This is a genomic window from Neptunicoccus cionae (assembly GCF_002860325.1).
In the GTDB taxonomy this organism is placed as follows: Bacteria; Pseudomonadota; Alphaproteobacteria; order Rhodobacterales; family Rhodobacteraceae; genus Amylibacter; species Amylibacter lutimaris.
In genome coordinates this window covers 223,725-247,416 of the sequence record NZ_PKOJ01000003.1, presented here as the reverse complement: position 1 = coordinate 247,416, position 23,692 = coordinate 223,725, and the positions used below count along the sequence as shown (strand labels likewise).

Annotated in this window: 18 protein-coding genes and 1 other RNA gene; 8 read left to right on the top strand and 11 right to left on the bottom strand. The window is 57.9% G+C overall.

Annotated elements, in window-relative coordinates:
* Positions 1-7: 7 nt before the first annotated feature.
* From C0U40_RS10070 to C0U40_RS10050, 5 genes are all read right to left on the bottom strand, one after another.
* Positions 8-1,609: an ABC transporter ATP-binding protein gene (locus C0U40_RS10070; RefSeq protein ID WP_101655646.1), complete on the bottom strand. Its 1,602-nt coding sequence runs from the start codon at positions 1,607-1,609 to the stop codon at positions 8-10.
* Positions 1,606-2,715, bottom strand: a complete 1,110-nt coding sequence (locus tag C0U40_RS10065) for an ABC transporter permease (protein WP_435673791.1) — start codon at positions 2,713-2,715, stop codon at positions 1,606-1,608. Before C0U40_RS10065 ends, C0U40_RS10070 begins: the two co-directional genes overlap by 4 nt.
* Positions 2,712-3,791, bottom strand: coding sequence for a microcin C ABC transporter permease YejB (locus tag C0U40_RS10060; RefSeq protein WP_101655645.1), 1,080 nt, complete (start codon positions 3,789-3,791; stop codon positions 2,712-2,714). The genes C0U40_RS10065 and C0U40_RS10060 overlap by 4 nt, the downstream gene beginning before the upstream one ends.
* The gene (locus C0U40_RS10055; protein WP_101655644.1) at positions 3,792-5,711 is read right to left on the bottom strand and encodes an extracellular solute-binding protein; all 1,920 of its coding nucleotides are present in this window, start codon (positions 5,709-5,711) and stop codon (positions 3,792-3,794) included.
* A 195-nt stretch (positions 5,712-5,906) separates the two neighbouring features.
* Positions 5,907-6,425, bottom strand: a complete 519-nt coding sequence (locus C0U40_RS10050) for a c-type cytochrome (RefSeq protein WP_101655643.1) — start codon at positions 6,423-6,425, stop codon at positions 5,907-5,909.
* 153 nt (positions 6,426-6,578) lie between these two features.
* Between C0U40_RS10050 and C0U40_RS10045 the strand changes: the two genes are divergently transcribed.
* A complete protein-coding gene (locus C0U40_RS10045) occupies positions 6,579-7,433 on the top strand; it encodes a prephenate dehydratase (protein WP_101655642.1) in 855 nt (284 codons plus the stop codon).
* Positions 7,434-7,443: 10 nt separating this feature from the next.
* On the opposite strand, the gene C0U40_RS10040 is transcribed toward C0U40_RS10045, so the two are convergent.
* Positions 7,444-7,914, bottom strand: a complete 471-nt coding sequence (locus C0U40_RS10040; protein WP_101655641.1) for a hypothetical protein — start codon at positions 7,912-7,914, stop codon at positions 7,444-7,446.
* 49 nt (positions 7,915-7,963) lie between these two features.
* Positions 7,964-8,926 (bottom strand): NAD(+) diphosphatase, encoded by a 963-nt coding sequence (nudC, locus tag C0U40_RS10035; protein WP_101655775.1) that lies wholly within the window; start codon positions 8,924-8,926, stop codon positions 7,964-7,966.
* A 99-nt stretch (positions 8,927-9,025) separates the two neighbouring features.
* Between nudC and ffs the strand changes: the two genes are divergently transcribed.
* Positions 9,026-9,124: signal recognition particle sRNA small type (ffs, locus tag C0U40_RS10030), an RNA gene on the top strand.
* A gap of 14 nt (positions 9,125-9,138) precedes the next feature.
* On the opposite strand, the gene C0U40_RS10025 is transcribed toward ffs, so the two are convergent.
* Positions 9,139-9,636 (bottom strand): phosphatase domain-containing putative toxin, encoded by a 498-nt coding sequence (locus C0U40_RS10025; protein ID WP_101655640.1) that lies wholly within the window; start codon positions 9,634-9,636, stop codon positions 9,139-9,141.
* A gap of 53 nt (positions 9,637-9,689) precedes the next feature.
* Here C0U40_RS10025 and C0U40_RS10020 point away from each other — a divergent pair, with 53 nt between their 5' ends.
* Complete coding sequence (locus C0U40_RS10020; RefSeq protein WP_101655639.1) at positions 9,690-11,471, top strand: DNA polymerase III subunit gamma/tau; 1,782 nt, start codon at positions 9,690-9,692, stop codon at positions 11,469-11,471.
* Positions 11,472-11,485: 14 nt separating this feature from the next.
* Here C0U40_RS10020 and C0U40_RS10015 read toward each other — a convergent pair whose 3' ends face one another.
* Both C0U40_RS10015 and C0U40_RS10010 read right to left on the bottom strand, forming a co-directional pair.
* A complete protein-coding gene (locus C0U40_RS10015; RefSeq protein ID WP_101655638.1) occupies positions 11,486-12,463 on the bottom strand; it encodes an endonuclease/exonuclease/phosphatase family protein in 978 nt (325 codons plus the stop codon).
* 159 nt (positions 12,464-12,622) lie between these two features.
* Positions 12,623-13,501: a DMT family transporter gene (locus C0U40_RS10010; protein WP_101655637.1), complete on the bottom strand. Its 879-nt coding sequence runs from the start codon at positions 13,499-13,501 to the stop codon at positions 12,623-12,625.
* A 126-nt stretch (positions 13,502-13,627) separates the two neighbouring features.
* On the opposite strand from C0U40_RS10010, the gene C0U40_RS10005 reads away from it, so the two are divergent.
* The 5 genes from C0U40_RS10005 to C0U40_RS09985 all read left to right on the top strand — a co-directional run bounded on the left by C0U40_RS10005 (position 13,628) and on the right by C0U40_RS09985 (position 20,060).
* On the top strand, positions 13,628-14,581 hold the full coding sequence (locus C0U40_RS10005; RefSeq protein ID WP_101655636.1) for an ABC transporter substrate-binding protein: 954 nt from the start codon (positions 13,628-13,630) through the stop codon (positions 14,579-14,581).
* Positions 14,582-14,584: 3 nt separating this feature from the next.
* Positions 14,585-15,649 (top strand): quaternary amine ABC transporter ATP-binding protein, encoded by a 1,065-nt coding sequence (locus tag C0U40_RS10000; protein WP_101655635.1) that lies wholly within the window; start codon positions 14,585-14,587, stop codon positions 15,647-15,649.
* Complete coding sequence (locus C0U40_RS09995) at positions 15,646-17,703, top strand: ABC transporter permease (RefSeq protein ID WP_101655634.1); 2,058 nt, start codon at positions 15,646-15,648, stop codon at positions 17,701-17,703. Before C0U40_RS10000 ends, C0U40_RS09995 begins: the two co-directional genes overlap by 4 nt.
* 316 nt (positions 17,704-18,019) lie before the next feature.
* Positions 18,020-18,976 (top strand): arginase, encoded by a 957-nt coding sequence (rocF, locus tag C0U40_RS09990; protein ID WP_101655633.1) that lies wholly within the window; start codon positions 18,020-18,022, stop codon positions 18,974-18,976.
* A 34-nt stretch (positions 18,977-19,010) separates the two neighbouring features.
* A complete protein-coding gene (locus tag C0U40_RS09985; RefSeq protein WP_101655774.1) occupies positions 19,011-20,060 on the top strand; it encodes an ornithine cyclodeaminase in 1,050 nt (349 codons plus the stop codon).
* 76 nt (positions 20,061-20,136) lie between these two features.
* Here C0U40_RS09985 and putA read toward each other — a convergent pair whose 3' ends face one another.
* Positions 20,137-23,607, bottom strand: a complete 3,471-nt coding sequence (gene putA / locus C0U40_RS09980; protein WP_101655632.1) for a bifunctional proline dehydrogenase/L-glutamate gamma-semialdehyde dehydrogenase PutA — start codon at positions 23,605-23,607, stop codon at positions 20,137-20,139.
* Between the last annotated feature and the right edge of the window lie 85 nt (positions 23,608-23,692).

The window sequence follows — 23,692 nt, the reverse complement described above, 5'->3', positions numbered from 1 at the left end:
CAATGCCTTACTCAACGGGGATATCCACAGTCTCGACATTGAAGGCGGCAGCGATCAGGGCTTTGGCGTAATCGGTTTTCGGCGCGTCGAAGATTTGCTGTCCGGTGCCCGATTCCACGATGTCGCCTTGCCGCATGACCAGAACCTTGTGGCTGAGCGCGCGCACGACCTTTAGGTCGTGGCTGATGAACAGGAAGGCCAGTTGGTATTTCTGTTGCAGGTCCCGCAGCAGGTTCACGATCTGCACCTGCACCGTCATGTCGAGCGCGGACGTCGGTTCGTCCAGCACCACCAGACGGGGCTTGAGGATCATGGCGCGGGCAATGGCGATACGCTGGCGCTGGCCGCCGGAAAACTCGTGCGGGTAGCGGTCTATGGTGGCAGGGTCGAGTCCGACCTCAACCATGATGTCTTTTACCATCTGCCGCGTATCCATCCCACGGGTCGAGCCATGCACGCCCAGCCCTTCGGCCACGATCTGTTCCACGGTCATACGGGGCGAGAGCGAGCCGTAGGGATCCTGAAACACCATCTGCATGTCGCGGCGGATCGGTTGCAGGGCCTTGTTCTTCAGGCCTTGTATGTCTTTACCCAGAAAAATCACCGGACCTTCGGACGAAATCAGCCGCATCAGGCCAAGTGCAAGGGTGGTCTTGCCCGAACCACTTTCGCCAACCACGCCAAGGGTTTCACCCGCGCGGATCGACAGGCTGGCGTCATTCACGGCTTTTACGTGATCCACCACGCGACGCATCAGCCCCCGTTTGACGGGAAACCAGACGCGAAAATGTTCGGTGGACAGGATTTCGGGGGCGTCCCCGGGCACCGGATCAGGGGTGCCAGTGGGTTCGGCGGCCAGCAGGGTTTTTGTGTATTCGTGTTGCGGATTGCCAAAGATTTCAGCCGTCGGCCCGCTTTCGACGATTTTACCGTGCTGCATCACACAGACCCTGTCCGCAATCTTGCGCACGATGGTCAGGTCGTGGGTGATGAACAGCATCCCCATTCCTTCGGCCTTTTGCACATCCGCCAGCAGGGTCAGGATCTGGGCCTGAATGGTCACATCCAGCGCGGTTGTCGGTTCGTCCGCGATCAAAAGGTCCGGCCCGTTGGCCAGCGCCATTGCGATCATCACCCGCTGGCGCTGACCGCCTGACAGGGTGTGGGGATAGTCGTTCAGGCGGCTCTCCGGATTGCGGATACCAACCTTGTTCAGCAGGTCGAGTATCCGTTCCTGCGCGGCTTTGCCCGTCAGCCCCTGATGCAGCGCAAGGCTTTCGGAAAGTTGTTTTTCGATTGTGTGCAGCGGGTTGAGAGAGGTCATCGGCTCTTGGAATATAAAGCTGATGTCGTTGCCCCGCACACGGCGCAGGGTCGGTTCATCCGCATCGATCATTTCTGTGCCGCGGTATTTGACCGAACCTGTGACCCTCGCGCTGGCGGGGAGAAGTTTGACGCTCGACAATGCGGTGACGGATTTGCCGGAGCCGCTTTCGCCCACAAGGGCAACGGTTTCACCCGCGTGTACGGTAAAGCTGACATCTTGCACGGCAGGTGTGTTGGTGCCAAAGGCGATGGACAGGTTTTGGACGTTCAGGACTTCTTTCATTTAAACGTCTTTCGTGGGTCAAATGCGTCGCGCACACCTTCAAAGATGAACACCAGAAGGGACAGCATGATAGAGATGCTGGCGAAGGCAGAGAAGGCCAGCCACGGCGCTTGCAGGTTGTTCTTGGCTTGTAGCGCCAGTTCCCCGAGCGAGGGATAGGTGGGCGGCAGGCCAAAGCCGAGGAAATCGAGTCCGGTCAGCGCGCCGATGGCCCCTGTCACCTGAAACGGCAGGAAGGTCAGCGTGGCCACCATCGCGTTCGGCAGCAGGTGGCGGAACATGATTTTCCAGTCCGTTACTCCCAGCGCACGGGCAGCACGTACATATTCAAAATTCCGCGCCCGCAGGAATTCGGCACGCACCAGTCCCACCAGCCCCATCCACGAAAACAGGATGATCAATCCGGTCAGGATGACGAAATTCATCGTGAACATGGCCGACAGGATGATGATGACATAGAGCATCGGGGTCGAGGACCAGATCTCCAGTATCCGTTGGAAAATCAGATCGACCCAGCCGCCGAAATATCCCATCACAGCCCCTGCCGCGATGCCGATCGCCGAAGATACAACAACCACAATCAGCGCAAACACTGTCGAAATGCGGAAACCATAGATCACCCGTGCCAGTACATCGCGAGTTTGATCGTCCGTGCCAAGCCAGTGGCGTGCATCCGGTGCAGAAGGTGCGGTGTCCACATCATAGTTGATGGTGTTAAAGCTGTACCGGATGGGTGCCCAAACCAGCCAGCCTTTGTCAATCTGTTCGCCGTTTACCACACCGTCGGCGGCGTCTTCGAACGTTTCCTCGGGGGTGTCGAAACAGATATCCAGCCCGCCGCTGCGGATCAGGCAGGGGACCACGGGATCAAGGTAATCCGCTTCGGTTTCATAATCCCCGCCGAATGTAGTTTCGGGGTAGAACTGAAAAGCGGGGGTGTACAATTCGCCGTGATATGACACCAGCAGCGGTTTGTCGTTTGCCACCAGTTCGGCGAACAGACAGATGAAAAACACCACGCCGAAAATCCAAGCAGACCAGACGGCGCGGCGGTTGGCGCGGAAATTGGCGATACGGCGCTGTGCGATAGAGGACTTGAACATCATGTGTTGCGGCTCTCGAAATCAATGCGCGGGTCCACGACCACATACATCAGGTCGGAAATCAGCCCGACGATCAGTCCCATCAGGCCGAAGATGTAAAGTGTGCCAAAGAAGACCGGATAGTCGCGGTTCAGTGCAGCCTCGAACCCGAGCCGTCCCAGACCGTCGAGCGAGAAAACGATCTCGATAATCAAAGAGGACCCGAAGAACACGCCGATAAACGCGCCGGGAAAACCGGCGATGATGATCAGCATGGCGTTGCGGAATACATGGCCGTAAAAGACTTTTTGCTCGGTCAGCCCTTTGGCCCGCGCCGTCATGACGTATTGCTTGTTGATCTCGTCCAGAAACGAGTTCTTGGTCAGCAGGGTCAGCGTTGCAAAGGCCCCGATGGTTGAAGCGGTCACCGGCAGCACGATATGCCAGAGGTAATCCATGATCTTGGCGTACCATCCCAACTGGTCAAAGTTGTCCGAAGTCAGACCGCGCAGAGGGAACCACTGGACGTAGGACCCGCCAGCAAACAGCACCAACAGCAGAATGGCGAACAGGAAGCTGGGGATGGCATAGGCCGCGATGATGATCCCCGAGGACCACGTATCAAAGCGCGAACCGTCCCGTACCGCCTTGCGGATGCCAAGGGGGATCGAGATCAGATAGGCCAGCAAGGTGGACCAGAGCCCTAGCGTGATGGACACCGGCATCTTTTCAAGGATCAGATCGAGCACCTCGATCGAACGGAAGTAGCTTTCGCCAAAATCAAACCGCGCGTAATTGCTGATCATCTGCACAAAGCGTTCCAGCGGTGGTTTGTCGAAACCGAACTGCGCTTCCAGTTCCTTGATGAAATCTTCGGGCAAGCCACGGGCACCCTGATAGGTGTCATTGCCGCCACCTGTTGCCACCTCGGCCCCGCCGCCGGTGATCCGGTCAGTGGCAGAGCCTTCCTCGGACAATTGCGCAAGGATCTGTTCCACCGGACCACCCGGCACGAACTGGATAAGCGTAAAGTTGATCAGCATGATCCCGAGCAGGGTCGGGATCATCAACAAAAGTCGTCTGAGGATATATGCGCCCATTTAACGTAATGCGCCCTGTGCCTTGAGGTTCTCCAGCTTCTGCTGGTCCATCCACCATGTATCCATCACACCGCGGGCGTAAAAGGGCTTTGTTTCGGGACGGCCGAAAACATCCCAATAGGCGATGTTGTGGGCGGGTTTGAACCAATTGGGCACCCAGATATGCAAGCTGCGCAATACACGGTCCAGCGCCCGCACGGCGGTTTCCATATCTTCACGGCTTTCGGCCTGTGCAACTTTCACGATCAGCGCATCCACCACCGGATTAGACAGACCCGAGAAATTGGAACTGCCCGGGGATTCGGCGCCTGCGGTGCCAAAGGTGGTTGCCAGTTCTTCGCCCGGTGACAGGGACATCACCAGACGGCCCGGAATGATGTCAAAGTCGAAATCTTCCTGCCGTTGCTGGTATTGTGCCTTGTCGATCATGGAATAGCTCGCGTCTATTCCAAGCCGTTTGAGATTTTCCACATAGGGGTTGATGATCCGCTCGAACGAGGGGCTGTCATCGAGAATTTCCAGCGCAAGCACCTCGCCCTTGTCATTGGTGCGCTTGCCGTTGACTACTTTCCAGCCCGCTTCGTCCAGCAGTTTACCTGCAGCGCGCAGGGCCTTGCGGTCTGCCTGATCCGCCCTTGAAATGGCAGGGGTGAAAGGCGGGTCGGTAAATACGCTTTCGGGCAGTTGGTCGCGGAAGGGTTCCAGCAGGGCCAGTTCCGCCCCTTCCAGCGGGCCTTCGGCCTGCATGGTGGAGTTTTCCCAGAAGGAATCCGTGCGCTCGTACAGCCCGTAGAACAGGGTTTTATTGGACCATTCGAAATTGAACACCATGCCGATGGCCTGACGCACACGGGGATCAGAGAATTTGTCCTTCCGCATGTTGATCCATAAACCTTGTGTTCCGTTTGGCCGGTTGTCGGGGATGCTTTCGCGGATCACCCAGCCTTTGTCGAGCGCAGGGAAGTCATAGCCTGTGGCCCAGATTTTCGAGAAAAATTCTTCATGGAACAGAAATGCGCCGGCTTTGAAGGCTTCAAATGCAACAGTGCGGTCCGAGAAATATTCGTAACGGTAGCAGTCGAAATTGCCTGTGCCACGATTGTGAGGCAGGTCTTTGGCCCAGTAATCGGGGTTCTTGCAATAGCTGATGGATTTACCCGGTTTGATGTCTTTTGCGGTATAGCCGCCAGAAGTCACTGGCACGTCGATCGTGCTCTCACCGAAGTCGCGGTCGGCATAATAGTGTTTTGCTAGAATGGACAGACCGCCTGCCACGCTTGGCAGATCACGGGTGTTCGCGCCTTCGCGGAAGGTAAACTTCACACGATGTGTAGACAGGGCCTCTACTGTTTCGATGTCTTTGTAGATGATCTGATAAACCGGATGCCCTTTTTCCATCAGGATTTCGTAAGAGAAGACTACGTCTTCTGCGGTGATCGGTTCACCGTCTGAAAACCGTGCCTCGGGCCGCATGTTGAAGATAACCCAGCTGCGGTCTTCTGGGTATTCCAGCGTTTCGGCCACGTAGCCATATGCGCTGTCGGGTTCGTCGCCGGAACCGACAAGCAGGCTGTCATACATCAGGCCCAGCCCCTGTGCCGGTTCCCCTTTCAGGATAAACGGATTGAGGCTGTCAAACGTGCCGGACGCGCCGGTGCCCAGCAGCGAGATCGTGCCGCCCTGCGGTGCATCGGGGTTAACATAGTCCCAGTGAGAGAAGTCGGCAGGATATTTAAGCTCTCCGAAGGTAGAGATACCGTGGGATTTTATAATCTTCTGTGCTCCGTCATCCTGCGCCAAGGTGAACGTCGCCCAAAGGGCAAGCGTCAGAAATCCGAGACTGGCGAACATCAACTGTGCCGCCTTGGTGATCCGTTGTGATTGGGTTGCGGCACGCGCCGCTTCTCGGGATTTTTCCATCTTTTCAACCTCACTGTGGGGCACTTGTGAACGTGCTTTACCACAGTAAATAGGTATTATCCCTGTCAGGTAAACAGCTACGCGCGATACTGTGTGAAATTGTTATAAAACCCGTGCGAAAATCCGCCGGATGCTGTGGTGCCACAAAAAAAGGCCACCCCGAAGGGCGGCCTTTGATACCGGAATTTCTAAAACTTACTGAAGCGTCTGAAGATAGGCGATCAGGTTTGCGCGGTCGGTCGCTTTTTTCAGACCGGCAAAGCTCATCTTTGTGCCGCTCATGAAGCCGGAAGGTTTTGTCAGGAAACCATCGAGGTTTTCCACAGTCCAGTCGCCACCAAAAGAAGCCATCGCGTCGGAATACTGGAAGCCGTCGATTGCGCCGATTGGACGGTCAACAACCGCGTGCAGGGTCGGGCCTGTGCCGTTGGCACCGGGTTCGACCTTGTGGCAGGCTTTACATTTGGAAAAGACTTTTTCGCCTTTGCCCGCGTCCGCAGCCGCCATCAGCTCTTCAAGAGAGACTTCGGGTTCATCGCTGCCCGAATCAGAGGCTTCCGCTACTTCGATCGGGTATCCCGATGTGTGCTCTTCATCACCGTGGCCTGTTGCGCCAACGTGATAGATGGTCTCGCCTGCCCAGCCTAAAAGAAGAAAGACGAGCAAAGCACCACATGCGCCGCCCACAATCTTGGTTGTTTCCATTGTGTCCATGGTTCTACCTACCTTGAGGAGCGGGACGGGAATCCCGCACATTCTTTTCCGCGCTCGTTCTAGCGCCTTCCCCTTACCAGTTGCAAGGTGTACAAGCCGCGACGAAACGCCCTTTGGCCGGAAAAGTTACGCTTTTTAGGGAGCAAATGCAAAATGATACAAAAAGCAGGCAAAATTGCCTTTCAAGGAGAACTCGGGGCTTACTCCCATCAGGCCTGTCAGGCGGTTTATCCGGATGCAGAAGTCATTGCGTGTAAAACCTTTGAAAGCGCAATCGCTACGGTCAAAAGGGGCGAAGCGGATATAGCCATGCTGCCAGTGGAAAATTCCACATACGGGCGGGTTGCAGATATCCACTATCTTCTGCCTGAAAGCGGCCTGCATATCATCGGCGAACACTTCGAGCGGGTGCATATTAACCTGATGGGCGTTCCCGGTGCCAAGCTGGAAGACGTTAAATCCGCCAAGAGCCACACTGTTTTGCTGGGCCAGTGTCGCAAGTTCCTTAAAAAACACAGTCTCCTGCCGGTTACGGGCGCGGATACGGCCGGTTCTGCACAGGAAATCGCCGCGAAGGGCGATAAAACACAAGCGGCGCTGGCGGGGGATCTGGCGGGCGAAATTTACGGTCTGGAAGTTCTGGCCCATCACATCGAAGACAACCAGAACAACACCACGCGGTTTCTGGTGATGTCACCCGAACCGGTGAACACGCCACAATCCGACAAGGAACTGATCACGACTTTCGTTTTCCGGGTCCGCAACATTCCCGCCGCGCTCTACAAAGCGATGGGCGGGTTTGCGACCAATGGCGTGAACATGGTTAAGCTGGAAAGCTATATGATCGGCGGGTCTTTTACGGCGACGCAGTTTTATGCGGATATTGTCGGGCATCCTGACGACGCACCGGTACGCCGCGCGATGGAGGAGTTGGAGTATTTCACCACCCATCTGGAAATTCTCGGCGTTTATGAGGCTGACCGGTCTCGCGGTGAGCCCCACACCTAGAAAGACCTGACTAACCTCGGGCAGCGTTGTAGTTGTTCTCGATGTAGTTGGCATAAGTCCAGAACCGGTGATTGAATTTCCGGTTCATGCTGTTCTTGGCCAGTTTCGCCGATTGCAGGATCAGCCGCGCCGAGATGCTTTTTGGCTTCAGGACTGTCGTGGCTTTGATCCGCGACTGCTTGCGTGTCAGGGCCATGGCTTCCATCGTGACATTGGCTTCGATACCGGAAGCGGCCACCATAAATTTCAACAGGTTGTCGGGGCGGAACTCGGTCAGTTCGATTTCAAAGTTGCGGTGTTTTCCGCGGAAATCCCCTTGGATGTTCCAGCTCATACCCACGCCTTTTTGTGTCAGTTCATCCGTGCGTTTAACTTCAGCACCCACTCGCATCGCATAGGATTCGTAACTTTCAAAATCGGAAAGCTGCGAAAACACGAAGTCGAGCGGTGCGTTAACGTCTTGGACACTGGAAAACTGCATGGGGTTCTGCCTGTTGTTTGTTCTTGCCGGATGCGGGAATCAATCCGCGTCAATCTAATGTGTCGGACAGCCAGTTGTGAATTAAAAAATGGGCGATTGAGCCTTTGCGGGCCGGGCGAAGCTGCGGATTGTCCGAATGTGTTGCAGCAAAGACCTCTTCGCGGGTGAACCAGCGGGCGTCTTCTATCTCTTTGGGATCAATCACGATTTCGCTGTTTTCGGCTTCGCCTGCGCAGCCGATCATCAAACTGGACGGGAAGGGCCAGGGCTGTGACGACAGGTAGCGCACCCGCCCAAGCCGGATGCCGCTTTCTTCGAACACTTCGCGCCGCGCGGCAGCTTCCATGGTTTCACCGGGTTCCATGAAACCGGCGAGCAGGGAATACATGCCTTCGGGCCAGCCGTGGGACCGCCCCATCAGTACTGAATTGCCTTTGGTGGCCAGCACGATCACCACCGGATCAGTGCGCGGGAAATGGCTGGCCCGGCACGCGGGGCAGTCCCGCTGCCATCCGGCCTGTGCCAGTTCCGATTTCGCGCCGCATTTTGCGCAATGGCCGTGATGCCGGTGCCATTCGAACATACCCCGCGCGGTGGCCGCCAGTTCGGCATCCCGAGCAGTCAATTTCGCCATGATTCCCCGCAGTTCGGTAAAGACCTGCGATTTCTCGAAACCGGGATAAAGATTTTGCGACGGATCAAAGAAATTCGACAGAGCCGCTGCATCCAGCGCGGGGTCTTCCCAAGGTGAAATGTCATGGGCGAACACAGCCCTGCCGTCCTCTTCAATTCCGAGGTAGATCGCCGGGTCTGTGGCTTCGGACAGGACCGGATGATTGGGTGAGATACGCATCAGCGCACTGGTTTCATAGTCAAAAAGCGGTTTGCCGCGCCATAGGGCGATGGCATGGCCTGCCTTGCGCAATTCTTCAAGCTTGGCCGTGTCGCCACGATGTTGTGCGGCGCGGTCCAGTCCCGAGCCGCCGAAAGTCACCTGTTCAGCATTCAACATTTCGTCTTCAATTCCTTGTTTGCCAGTTTTGTTGCATGCCAGAGAAAGGGTTGCAATCGTGACCTTGGCAAACCGGACAGAAGACCCTATATACCCGATTGAGAGGCTGGCGCGGGCAAGCGCCTTGCTAACTCGGCCAGGTCCGGAAGGAAGCAACCGTAACGAGTCCCGTTTGGGTCGCTGTCCAGTCTCTCACTTACCCGTCATTCGCTTTATGATTTCTGCACGTGGCCCGCGGCGGCCCAGTCCCGTTGTTTGGTGTTTTCCACCGCACCGGCCCGCACCGCGCGGATTTTTGTCAGGGCAGTATCTGCCGGTTCCCCCAGTTCCACCATCAGGCGCATGACCATCATGCCGGACCGACCGCGACCGCCGAAACAATGAGACAGCACCTTGCCGCCGTTTTGTAGGACGTGGCGTGCCGCACGGGAGGCTTCGGGCCAGTATTCTTCGGTGCTGCCTTTGGGCGCACCGAAATCTGCAATGGGCAGATGTATCCACTGTACGCCAGCCTCTGCCAGGCGGTCGGGCAGATCGCTTGATCCGGCTCGCTCCATCTCGACGCGGGTGGTCATGGTCAGAACCAGATCGGGATTCCAGCGCAACAGGGCAATCATGTCGGCATCCATCCGTCCTCCGCGACCGGGAAGCTGGGAAATGCCAAGCGTTCCGCTGGAAAGGGGGATCGGGTATATGGTGAAGTCTGGCATGATGCTTTAGGGTTTTGTAAGGGATACGAATCTAACGTGGTACAGGGTAGGTCATGACGCAAGAGGCAAACACAGGCTATCAGGTTCTGGCGCGAAAGTACCGTCCCGCTACTTTTGAGGATCTGATCGGTCAGGACGCGATGGTGCGTACCCTGAAAAATGCTTTTGCAGCGGACCGGATCGCCCATGCCTTTGTTTTGACAGGGATTCGCGGAACGGGCAAAACCACAACCGCGCGTATCGTGGCAAAAGGGATGAACTGTATCGGGCCGGACGGGCAGGGCGGGCCGACAACGGACCCGTGTGGCGTCTGCGATATGTGTGTTGCTATTTCCGAGGGGCGTCATGTGGACGTGATGGAAATGGATGCGGCTTCCAACACCGGTGTGGCCAATATCCGCGAGATTATCGATTCCGTCCATTACCGCGCTGCATCTGCGCGGTTTAAAATCTACATAATCGACGAGGTTCACATGCTGTCCAATGGCGCATTCAACGCGCTGTTGAAAACGCTGGAGGAACCGCCCGAACACGTCAAATTCATCTTTGCCACCACAGAAATCCGCAAAATTCCTGTCACGGTGCTCAGCCGGTGCCAGCGGTTTGATTTGCGCCGGATCGAACCGGAAGTCATGATCGCCCACCTGCAAAAGATTGCGGGAAAGGAAAACGCGCAAGTGGCCGAGGACGCGCTTGCGCTGATCGCGCGGGCGGCGGAAGGTTCGGTGCGGGATGCCATGTCGCTGCTCGATCAGGCGATTGCCCACGGGGTTGGCGAAACCAGCGCCGATCAGGTGCGCGCCATGTTGGGGCTGGCAGATCGCGGGCGGGTGCTTGATCTGTTTGACATGATCATGAAGGGCGACGCGGCAGGGGCGTTGAACGAACTGTCGGGACAATATGCCGAAGGTGCTGATCCGCTTGCAGTATTGCGCGATCTGGCGGAAGTGACCCATTGGGTTTCCGTCATCAAGATCTCGCCCGAAGCCGCAGACGATCCCACCGTTTCACCGGACGAGCGCACGCGGGGCAAGACCGCTGCGGAATCCCTGCCTATGCGGGCGCTGACGCGGATGTGGCAGATGCTTTTGAAGGCGCTGGAAGAAGTCTCGGTTGCGCCGAACGGGATGATGGCGGCGGAAATGGCGATTATCCGGCTGACCCATGTGGCCGAACTGCCAAGCCCCGAAGATCTGGTACGCCGTTTGCATAATTCTCCGCCGCCGCCCCCGATGCCCGGTGGTGGCGCAGGCGGCGGAGCAGGCGCCCCAACGCAAGGCGGCAGCATCCCCACTGCAGGCACGATCGGCGGCGGTCCGGCGTCCGGCGCGCCGGTTGCAATGATCGCTGGCGGCGGTGCGGTGCCCGCGGGGCAGCCCGACGCCGATCAGGCGCTCGCACGGTTCGTGCGGTTCGATCAGGTGGTCGATCTGATCCGTGCACGGCGGGATATGAAGCTGCTGGTCGAGGTGGAGAACTATCTGCGGCTGGCAAAATACACGCCCGGCCGGATTGAATTCCAGCCCACGGACGATGCGCCGACCGATCTCGCCTCGCGTCTGGCGGCGCGGTTGCAAACATGGACCGGCGTGCGCTGGGGGGTGTCGGTTGTCTCTGAAGGCGGCGCGGATACAGTCTCCGAGCAAAAGGCTGCCCATCGAAGCGACCTTCAGGGCCGCGCCATGCAGCATCCGCTGGTGATGGCGGCTATGTCCCGTTTTCCCGGGGCAGAAATTCGCGACATTCGTTCTTTGGAAGAAATCACGGCCGATCCCGAAGAGGAACTCGAAGCGCAAATGCTTGACGATGATTGGGACCCGTTTGAAGACGATTGACGCCTCGTCGCCCTTTATCGTGACAGCGCCGGTTCGATATACACAGTTGCTTCCATCGGGAAATGGTCTGACCCCACATGGGGCCCGCGCCCGAAAGACACCATTTTAACTTCTTTCGTCACGAATAATTGGTCTATGGGAAAGCGCATCAGCGGGTGTGTGGCGTCAAAGCTGGAATAAAACCCCCGTCCTACACGCGGATCAACGAAACCTCCCTCCGTCTTGATGTGTTTGGAAGTGCGCGACCAAGCGACGTCATTGAAATCCCCGATGCAGATCACCGGAAGCTCGAGGTTATGGGCTATTGTTGCGGCCCTTAAGAGTTGCGCATCCCGTTCGTCGGTATCTTCGCCCGGAATAGGGGGTTTGGGGTGCAGCCCGATATAACTGAACCGTGCCCCGTTCGGGGCCACCAGTAAGGCCACGGCTGTTGGCGTGTCATCCTTGCTGAGAAGGCGGAAGGCAAACTCCTCTACCACGAGGTTGGTGGCGAAGATCATTCCATAGTGGGTTTCGTGGGGGTAGTATTCGACAGTTTTATAAAGGGACAGGACCTCTGCGAGGGACGCACGCCATGTGTCATCCGTTTCCATCAACAACAGAACGGCAGGTTGTTCCTTGCGGATGTAATCTGCAATGGGGCCGTGATCCTTGTTTTCCTTCAGCACATTGATCGACGTCACGGTGAATGTCTCTGCATCGGGGTGCAGCGGTTCCAGCGCCAGTTCAGTCGGATAAAGCGACGTGTAGGGAATGATTTTCGCCGTCTGATACACAAGGATTCCCAGACTTAGGATTGTGATCCACATAAAACCAGTTGGTCGCAGCCAGAGCGTGGCAAGGCAGCAGACTGCGGCGAGCGTAGCGATGTGAAGACGCGGGAAATCCCAACCCCTGATCCACCACTCGTTAGAGGGGATGAACGGCAAGGCTGTGGTGACAGCCACTGACAGGAACAAAAGCCAGAGCAGCGCCTTCAGGAGTGTGACCATTTACGGGGCCTTCTTTCGGTTTCCAGAGCTATATGGGCTCTACAAACTAGTGCGCATGGTGCGTTTGGGGAAGGATTTTGCTGGAAACTCCGTATAATCTCTGTTGATCCGGCCGGTTGCGGCGTCGGGGAGAGTATTTGGGGAACATTGAAGCCGGGATCAGACTGTCGCAGGCTTCTGGGCCGGGCTAACGACTTCGGTGAGGGCAGCACAGATGACCAGCGCCGATCCGGCCAGTTCGGGCCAGCTGAAGGGTTCGGCCAGAAAGATTGCGCTGGTTGCGATTCCAGAAATGATCTCTCCGGTCAAAAGGAAAGACAGCAGTGTCGGGGGCAGGCGTCTTGCAGACCAGAGTGTCGCTACCAGCATGGGCGCGATGTAGAGCATACCAATCCCCAAAGCGCGTATCGCCGGTTCCATCGGATCAGCCGGAGCGGGAAGTCCCTGACCAGAGCCGAAGGCCAAGGCGGTTCCGATAACAAGCCCGCCCGCGCAACCGAACAGGCCGAGGGTGCGGGCCCCGATATCCGGACCGGTGAATATCAGGGCGCAGCCCACTGCCCAGAAAATCCCTGACACAAGCGCCATAAGGTCACCGGAGTTCCAGTGTGACAGGCTGATTTCACCACGAAAGATAAGCGTGACACCTGCGGCAGCCAGCCCGAAGGCCAGTCCGTTGATCCAGCGCAAGCGTCGCCCCATGAACAACCATTCGATACCAATCGCCCAAGCAGGTGCGAGGTAGAACAGCAGCACGGCACGAACCACCGTGGTTTCTGTAATCGCAGCGGAGTAGAGCATCATTGCGCCGCCGATCAGTGCGCCACTTGCAATAACGCGCAGATCAATCCTTCGACGCTCTGGTCGGGTGAAAAACAGCAGCAGCAAGAGAGGCAAAGCCCCCGCATTCAACGCAGTGCCGGCCCAAGCGCCGGTCAGTCCGGATGATTCGAGCGCGCGCACCGGCAGCCACCAAAGCCCCCAGAGCAATGCACAAACAAAGGCGATCCACACCGGTAGGTAGGAAGATTTGTTCATTTTTCCTGCGCTTTCATAGCTCGAACCCGTGTATAGCCTCGTTTCCGCAATAAAAACTTGTCAGTTCGGGTGCAACGCTATTTATATTGATTCATCAGTCAATAAAAACACAACAGGGAGAAACTCATGAAAAAAGTATTGCTGTCCGCTGCATCGGTTATGGCACTTTCCGTCGGGGCGCAAGCGGCCGATCTGGGAGCTGTGGACGAACCGATCAAACTTGCGGTGAATGAATGGACCGGCCAGCACATCTCGACCCATATCGCGGGACAGATGCTGGAAGCAGCGGGTTACACGGTAGAGTACACTACTGCGGGCTATATGAACATGTGGCAGGCGATGGCAGATGGCGAGGTTCATGCCGCACTGGAAGTATGGTCTTCTAACGTATCTGACCAGTTTGCCAAACTGGAAGCCGAAGGTACCGTTACCGAGATTTCCGATCTGGGTCTGGTTGCGCGGGAAGGCTATGCCTATCCAAGCCACGTTGAAGAAATCTGTCCCGGCCTGCCCGCATGGGAAGCCCTGAAAGATTGTGCAGGCCAGTTTGCCACGGCGGAAACCCTGCCGATGGGCCGTCTGGTCGACTATCCGGCGGATTGGGGCACACCGGGTGCGGATCGTGTGACAGGTCTCGGCCTGCCGTTCAAAGCGGTTCCGGCGGGATCCGAAGGAGCACTGATCGCAGAACTGCGGGCCTCCACCGAAAAGAAATCCCCCCTGTTGATCGTTTTCTGGCAACCCCATTGGGCGATGTCTGCCTATGACGTGAAGTTTGTCGATCTGCCTGCGGCGGAAGAGGCCTGTTTTACCGATCCGGCTTGGGGTGTGAACCCGAATGAAACCAGTGACTGCGATTTCAGCGCCTCGCGGATTTTCAAGACAAGTTGGGCCGGCTTCGAAGAGAAATGGCCTGCTGCTTATGAAATTCTGAAGAACTACAAGCTTGATACCGCAACTCAGCAGCCGCTTATGGGCGCAGTTGACGTGGATGGCGGTGCCGTTGAAGAGGTTGTTTCCGAATGGATGGCGGCCAATGAGGGTACTTGGAAACCAGTCGTAGAAGCGGCGACCAAGTAAGCTATGGCAAGGACAGACGGGCCGGATGCTCCGGCGATTGCGGTGGATGGTCTGTGGCAGGTCTTTGGCGATGGCGCCAGATCTGCGCTGTCCGACCTTTTGAAACCCGGTGCGGCCACAACGGATGGTGTGGCCCGCCGATTGAAAGAGCAGGGGCTGATCCCTGCGGTGCAGGACGCCAGTTTTTCAGTGAAAGAAGGCGAACTGTTTGTGATAATGGGGCTTTCGGGGTCAGGTAAATCCACCCTGATCCGCTGCATGTCCCGTCTGGTTGAACCGACGAGCGGTAGCGTTTTGATGGCAGGCGAAGATATACTCGCCGCCAGCAAACGCCGCATGATCGAATTGCGGCGCGAAAAGCTGGGTATGGTGTTCCAGCATTTCGGCCTGTTCCCGCATATGAGTGTCATCGACAATGTCGCTTTCCCGATCAAGATGAAGGGTGTCGGGCTGAAGGAGCGCCGTGCGCGGGCGATGGAAGTGATCGAACTCGTTGGATTGGGCGGGCGCGAAGATGCCTACCCGCGCGAGCTTTCGGGCGGGCAGCGTCAGCGGGTTGGCATTGCGCGGTCGCTGGCGGTAAACCCCGACGTGTGGTTTCTGGACGAACCGTTTTCGGCGTTGGACCCGCTGATCCGGCGGCAGTTGCAGGACGAATTCCTTAATATTCAGGCCACCTTGCGCAAATCCATTGTGTTTATCACCCATGATATCGGAGAAGCGCTGAAGCTGGCGGATCGCATTGCCATCATGCGCGACGGCGTGATCGTGCAGATTGGCACGCCGAGCGAGATCGTGCTTAATCCGGTAGATGATTACGTGCGCGAATTCAGCCGTGACATCCCCAAAGGCCGCCATATGACGCTGGAGGCATTGATGGAGCCGGTTAACGGTGCGCCGGACAACGGTGGCCCCGAGTTGCGTACAGCGATGACCCTTGATGATGCGCTTAGTGCCTGCGCCCTGACCTTCGAGCCAATGGCTGTTCGCGACGGTGAGGGCAAGGTTGTTGGCCTGCTGCGCCCCGAAGCGCTGGCCCGCGCTGTGGGCGAGGCACAGTCCACATGAGCGGCCTCTCCCCTTTGAAGTCGGCGTTGGACAGCAAGGGAAAACAGGCTGCTGCTTTGGTTGTCTTTGTCGGAATGGTCTGCCTTCTTGCCGCCCCTTATGCGCCGTGGCTGGTGGCGTGGCCTTCTGTCCTGACAGTTCCGATGTCCGACTGGATCTCCCAGGGTTTAGGGGCCTTTTTTGAAACTATCAAACCGGCTATGCGCTGGGTGAGCTGGGTGCTCGGGTTCGGAATGGCAGCGGCAAACTGGCTACTGGTGTCTACGCCATGGGTGGTAGTGATCGGTGTAACAACGGCAGTTGGCTGGTATCTGGGCGGATTGAAGATGGCTGCGCTCGGGTTCTTGGGGCTCTTGTTTGTGCTGGCCTCGGGCTATTGGGTCGAGAGCATGAATACGCTGGCGCTGGTATTTGTCTCGGTGCCGCTGGCGCTGTTGCTTGGTACTGCGATTGGTATTCTGGCCTATGAAGTCCAGCGGGTGAAAAAGATTGTCGAAGCTGTGCTTGATCTGATGCAGACCATTCCGACCTTTGCCTATCTGACACCTTTGCTGCTGTTGTTCGGCTTTGGTCCGGTGGTCGGGCTGATTGCCAGCGCGATCTATGCGGCACCGCCTATGGCCCGCAATGTATTGTTGGGGTTGGAGCGGGTGGAATCCGATATCAAGGAAGCCGCTGTCATGTCCGGAGGCACACGCGCGCAGCAATTGTTTCTGGTGGAATTGCCCAGTGCCATGACACAGATCATGGTCGGCGTGAACCAGAGCCTTATGGCTGCCCTGTCGATGGTGATCATCGCCGCCGTTATCGGAGGGTTTAACGATATTGGCTGGGAAGTCCTTCTGACTATGCGCAAGGCGCAGTTCGGGCAATCCTTTCTGGCCGGTCTGGTGATTGTGGTCTTTGCCATTGTGATCGACCGTATGTCCGGTGCACTCGCGCAAGAGCGTCGCCGCTATAGTACCCGTGTGGTCTGGTGGATCATTGTGGCTTCGCTTGTCGCAGCCGTGGTGCTGGACGATCTTTTGCCCGCGGCTGACACGCTGAGCTATTTTGGTGGTGTCGCAGATTCGGTGGATCAGTCGGTAGGGGATTTTACCCGCGTCTACGGCAGCAGCCTTGATACACTGAAAAATTCGGCCATGTTTTATGTCCTTTTGCCGCTGCGTATCGGGCTGGATGATGCAGTTTTGCCGTTCACATGGGGATTCCAGTGGACTGCGGCCATGTCCGCTTGGGTCTACGCGATCGGTGTGGTTGTTGCGGCGTTGCTTGCCTGGCAGGGGCGCCTGACCCTGGGGCTGTGCCTGCTGGTGCTGATCGGGGTGATTGAAACCGGTGTCACACAATTGCCGTGGATTTTTGTGCTGGTGGGTGTTGGGGCTTTGGGCTGGGTGTCCTCGGGCTGGCGGCTGTCAGTGCTCTGTGTCTGTCTTTTGGGGCTGATCATGGTTTCCGGCCTGTGGGACCGCGCCTTGCTGTCGCTCTATCTTTCGGGTGCGGCGGTCTTTACCTGCGCGGTTCTGGGTGGCGCGCTGGGGCTTTGGGCCGCGGTGAGCACCACCGCTTGGGCGGTGATCCGTCCGGTTTGTGATATGCTGCAAACCATCCCGCTGTTTGTCTTTCTGATCCCGATGCTGATGTTCTTCCAGATCGGGGAGTTCAGTGCCTTTCTTGCGATCATCGCCTACGCCATCGTGCCGATGATCCGCTATACGCGGCACGGACTGGTGACAACGCCGGATGACATGATCGAAGCGGCTGTCTCCAGCGGGGCGACCAACTGGCAGATCATGCGTGAAGTGCGCGCACCTTATGCGGCCCCGACGATCCTGCTCGGGCTGAACCAGACGATCCTTTACGCATTTGCAATGCTGGTGATTGCGGCGCTGATCGGTACGACCGGGCTGGGGCAATCCATCTACATTGCGCTTGGCCGCGCGGATGTAGGGCTTGGAATTACCGCAGGGGCGGCGATGGCCATTCTTGCACTGGTCGCAGACCGGCTGGTGCAGGGATTTGCAGAAGAACGCCGCAACGCGCTGGGGCTGTAACCTGCATCCGGAGACCTGATAGCAGGAGGGGTAGCACCCTCCTGTTATTCTTCGAACGCCCTGCGAGGTGTTTACTTGGCAGATTAATCCGCTAAAAAGACCATAGGAACAGCGTTTGCACGTTTGGTTCCCGCCGGGGGATGGCCCTCGAAACATGAGCGATGACGGGATGACACGGGCTACACGGGTAGCTGCTGAAGCCCCTCTCCAGAACCGCCGCCCGCTTACAGGGTGGTTAATCGGACAAGATGTTTGCGGCCCTGACACAAGTCGGGAGAGCGGGGCATCTTCAACATGTTTAGGAAAGGAACACCGGATGGACAGCAAAACCTGTATCTTGATCGGCGCACCTGTAGATTCCGGCAAACGTCGGCAGGGGTGTCTGATGGGACCGGATGCTTACCGCGTTGCCGGTCTGGCCGATACGCTGACGGCACTGGGCTTCAGTGTCGAGGATCGGGGCAACGTAGAGATGGGCCCGATCGAACCCGCCAGCAGCGAAAATCCCGAAGTCTTTGCGCTGGGCGAGACGATTGCATGGACCAAATCACTCAACACTGCGGCCAGAGAGGCCATGGCACAGGGGTTTCCGATATTTATGGGCGGCGATCACAGCCTTTCGCTCGGGACGGTTTCGGGTGTTGCCGCTTATGCAAAGGAACAGGACCGGCCGCAGTTCGTTTTGTGGCTGGACGCCCATAGCGATTACCACTCGCCGCTGACCACCGCTTCGGGCAACCTGCACGGAACGCCGGTGGGGTATGTCTGCGGGCGGGACGGATTTGTCGGTTTCCCCGAACTCGAAGCGCCGGTGCCGCCGTCGCAGGTTTGCATGATCGGACTGCGCTCTGTTGACGGGGCGGAAAAGGCGGAAATGGCCCGCCACGATTTTATCCTGCACGACATGCGGGCGATTGATGAAAACGGTATCGCGCCGCTGCTTCGGGGGTTCTTGCAACAGGTGGCAGAACAGAACGGGCTGCTGCATGTCAGTCTCGATGTGGATTTCCTCGATCCCTCTATCGCGCCTGCGGTGGGCACAACCGTGCCGGGCGGTGCGACCTTCCGCGAAGGCCATCTGGTGATGGAAATGCTCTGTGACAGCGGGCTGGTCAGCTCGCTTGATCTGGTAGAGCTGAACCCCATTCTTGACGAACGTGGCAAGACCGCAACGCTGATGGTGGATCTTGTGGCAAGCCTGATGGGCCGGCGCGTCTTTGACCGCCCCACCGAGAGCTTTTCCGGCCTGAAAACCGGCCCCGGCGTGCACTGACGCGCCCTAAGACAAGATGACTGGAGATATGAAAATGACCAAACTTAACCCTTCAAAGCTCGCCATGGTGCCCTTTGTCAGCGTTGAAAACATGATGCGGTTGATCCATTTCGTCGGGCTGGAAACCATGCTGACGGAGATCGCAGACTATATCGAGGAAGATTTCAAACGCTGGGAGTTGTTTGACAAAACCCCCCGCGTGGCGAGCCATTCTTCCGAAGGGGTGATCGAACTGATGCCGACTTCGGATGGCGAGGTTTACGGTTTCAAATACGTAAACGGCCACCCTAAGAACACCAAAGAGGGTTTGCAGACCGTGACGGCCTTTGGCCTGCTGGCAAATGTGGGCAACGGCTATCCGGTGCTGCTGTCGGAAATGACCATCCTCACGGCCCTGCGCACGGCGGCGACCAGCGCGATGGTGGCCAAACATCTGGCGCCCAAAGGGGCGAAGACCATGGCGATGATCGGCAATGGTGCGCAATCGGAGTTTCAGGCGCTGGCCATGAAAGCCATCGTCGGGGTAGAGAAACTGCGCATGTTTGACATCGACAGCGCCGCCACGGCCAAAGCGATGAAGAATCTGGAAGGACAGGGGCTGGAACTGGTCGCCTGCAAGACACCCGAAGAGGCGATTGAAGGGGCAGAGATCATCACAACCTGCACCGCCGACAAGCAATACGCCACCATCTTGACCGACAATATGGTCGGCGCGGGTGTGCACATCAACGCCATTGGCGGCGACTGCCCTGGCAAGACGGAACTGCATGCAGACATCCTCAAGCGTTCGGATGTGTTTGTCGAATACCCGCCCCAGACCCGGGTGGAAGGTGAAATTCAGCAGATGCCGGAGGATTTCGCCGTGACCGAGATGTGGCAGGTGATCAACGGCACCGCCAAGGGCCGGACCTCGGACCGTCAGATTACCCTGTTTGACGGTGTCGGCTTTGCGGTCGAGGATTTCTCAGCACTGCGTTATGTGCGGGACCGTTTGAAAAACACCATGTTCTATCAGGATCTCGACATGCTGGCCGATCCGGACGATCCCCGCGATCTGTTCGGAATGGTCCAGCGGGCCGGATAATCGACACGAAAAATCCCCCTCCCGTGGGGAGGGGGATGCCTGCGGCGCGGATATTTGTAGAAAATGGAAGCGGGGTTTACCCTTCCACCGAGGCGAGCAGGGCGGCGTTGCCGCCGGCGGCTGTGGTGTCGATACAGATGTGGCGTTCAAGCTTGCAGCGGTCCGCCAGATCGTCACCAGTGACCAGTGGGATCAGGCGGCCTGTGCGTGCGGCGAGGGCGCGGCGGGCGGCGGTTTGATCCCCAGGGGCGGACCAGAGCGCGACGAGATCAAAGCCTTGCAGGGTTTTCAGGGCCTCCGGTGACAGGGTGCCGTCGATCCCGTTCGTAACTTCCGGTGCAACCTCTAGCGCAGCACACCCGTTCTGGCGGGCGATGCGGGCCTGATCGTCGGCAGCTTCTGCGGTTGGGCCAAGGCACAGGACTGTGCCCCGCCCAAAGACTGAGAGCTGGTTGCTTTCGCCCGTGGGTCCGGGCAACAGTTCGGAGGACAGGCGCGGGCGGCGGGTTGCGTTCATCGTGTCGAGCGCGGATTGCACGGCTGACACATCTGCCGCTGCACCGCCTGTGGCGGGCAGGTGGGTTGTTTTGGTCGCCGTGAACCGTTTGACATAGTTCGGACCGCCGGCTTTGGGTCCGGTGCCCGACAGTCCTTCCCCGCCGAAAGGCTGGGAACCGACAATCGCGCCGATCTGGTTGCGGTTGATATACATATTTCCAACATTCAGACGGGCCGTGACCTGATCAATCCGGTCGTCAATCCGCGAGTGCATGCCAAAGGTCAGGCCAAAGCCGGTGTCGTTGATGTCATCGACAATCCTGTCCAGCTGGTCGGCGCGGTAGGTGGCCACGTGGATCACAGGACCAAAGATTTCCTGTTCCAGATCCTTGATGCCGTTCACCTTGATGACGGTTGGTGCAACAAAGGTGCCAGTGTCGGGCGTGCGCAACTCCTTGAGCACGCGGCCCTCCTTGCGGGCGGTGGCGATATGGTCGCGGATGCCCTTGGCAGCGCCCTCATTAATCACCGGACCGACGTCTGTGGTGTAATTCCACGGGTTGCCCAAGACCAGTTCGTCCATCGCCCCGAAAAGCATTTCGAGGAAGGGATCAGCCACGTCTTCCTGTACATAAAGGACCCGAAGGGCCGAACACCGCTGGCCTGCGGACTGAAAGCCCGAGGCGATGATGTCACGCACCGCCTGTTCGGGAAGGGCGGTGCTGTCCACGATCATCGCGTTCAGCCCGCCGGTCTCTGCGATCAGGGGCGCATCGGGGCTGGCGTGTTCGGCCAGCGATTTGTTGATGGTCTGGGCAGTTGCGGTAGAGCCGGTAAAACAGGTGCCGTTGATCTGCGGGCTGCCGGTCAGCGCCGACCCGATGTCGCGGCCGCGTCCGGGCAGCAGCTGCAGCGCCGACAGGGGCACGCCTGCGCGGTGCAGCAAGGTTACGGCGATAAAGGCAGTCAGGGACGTGGGTTCTGCCGGTTTGGCAAGCACCGCGTTTCCGGCTGCAAGAGCGGCTGCGATCTGGCCCGAGAAAATCGCCAGCGGGAAGTTCCAAGGGGAAATGCAGGTAAAAATGCCACGGGGCTCGGTCGGGGCAAGGCGTTCGGCCTCATCCGCGTAGTAGCGTAGGAAGTCCACTGCCTCGCGCAGTTCGGCAATAGCATCCATCGGGGTTTTGCCCGCCTCGCGGGTCAGAACCGCAAAAAGCTCTCCGAAGTTGTCTTCATAAAGGTCGGCAGCTTTGCGCAGGGCCTCGGCCCGTTCAGAGGCTGGCACGGTCCAGACCTGCGCCTTGGTGATGGCGGTTTCCGCGTCTTTTCGGCTGGCCTGTACCACATGACCGACGGTATCTTCGGGGTTGGCCGGATTTGTGACCTCAAGGGTTTCCTGCCCCTGCACATCGGCCACCAGCAGCGGATTACCTTGCCATTGATGATCCAGAAACGGGGTGCGGGCCGCGTCGATTTCCGCCAGATCGTCCAGATCGTGCAAATCCCATCCGCGCGAGTTTTTGCGGGGGGCAAAGATATCGACTGGCAGGGCGACAGGGCTGTGGGGTGTTGTGGCGAGCGCTGCAAAAGGATCGGCGGCGACCTCTTCTGGCGGAGTGTTTTCGTCAATAATCTGGTTCACAAAGCTGGAGTTCGCACCGTTTTCCAAAAGGCGGCGCACCAGATAGGCCAGCAGGTCCCGATGGGCGCCCACTGGGGCGTAAATTCGGCAGCGGGTGCCTTCGTTCTTCAGGACAATATCGTGGAGCGCCTCGCCCATACCGTGCAGGCGCTGGAATTCAAAGTTTGTCTTGTCCTCGGCCATTTCCAGAATGGCGGCGACGGTGTGGGCGTTATGGGTGGCGAACTGCGGATAGATCCGGTCTGTCATTCCCAGCAACTTTTTAGCGTTGCAGATATAGGCCACGTCCGTTGCAACCTTTCGGGTGAATACGGGGAAACCGGCAGTGCCTTCCACTTGCGCCCGTTTGATTTCCGTATCCCAATAGGCCCCTTTCACCAGACGCACCATGATCTTGCGGTCCAGATCGCTGGAAAGCTGGTAGAGCCAGTCAAGCACCGCAGAGCAGCGCTTCCCGAAGGCTTGGACCACCACGCCAAACCCGTCCCATCCGGCCAGATCGGGATCACGCAGCACGGCTTCGATGACGTCAAGGGACAGATCCAGACGGTCTGCTTCTTCGGCGTCGATGTTAAAGCCCATACGGGCCTTGCGGGCCATTCGGGCCAGGCGGCGGGTGGAGGCGGTCAACTCGCGCATGACGCGCTCGCTCTGGCCCACTTCATAGCGGGGGTGCAGGGCAGAGAGTTTGATCGAGATGCCCGGATTTTCGCGGATGTCATCGGATTTGCAATGTTTTGCCAGTTGAGTGATGGCATCGGCGTAGCTGTCATAAAACTTGTCCGCGTCTTTTGCAGTCAGCGCAGCCTCACCCAGCATGTCATAGGAATAAGTAAAGCCTTTGCGGGCCTTGGCATTGCCGCGGGAGACGGCTTCCTTGATGGTTTGGCCCAATACGAATTGGGCGCCCAACTCCCGCATGGCGCGGGAGACAGCGGTGCGGATCACAGGTTCCCCCAGACGGCGCACGGCGGATTTCAGAGTGGCGGCAATGCCGGGTTCTTCATCGTGGAGCACCTTGCCCGTCAGCATCAACGCCCATGTAGAGGCATTCACCAGAGAGGAGGAAGATTTCCCCAGATGGCTGCCCCAATCTGAAGGGGCGATTTTATCCTCGATCAGCGCATCTACGGTTTCGGAATCCGGCACCCGCAACAGGGCTTCGGCCAGACACATCAGCGCGATGCCTTCATCTGTGGACAGGCCGTATTCCGCCATGAACACTTCCATCATACCCGTGTCACCACTGCTGCGAATGTCTTTGACCAGAGTGCAGGCGCGATCGGCGGCGGCCTTTTTTGTTGCATCCGGAATCGCGCTGCTGGTTTGCAGGTCTGTCAGGATACGGTCTTCATCTGCAAGGTGCAGGTCACGGATGTTCTGGCGCAATTGGGTAAGGGAGGTCATGGCGTTTCACCTGAAAGAGTTATGCTGAGATGATAATATCACGTTTGCTTTGGGCAGATTGCCTAATGTTATTGTTCCCGATCCC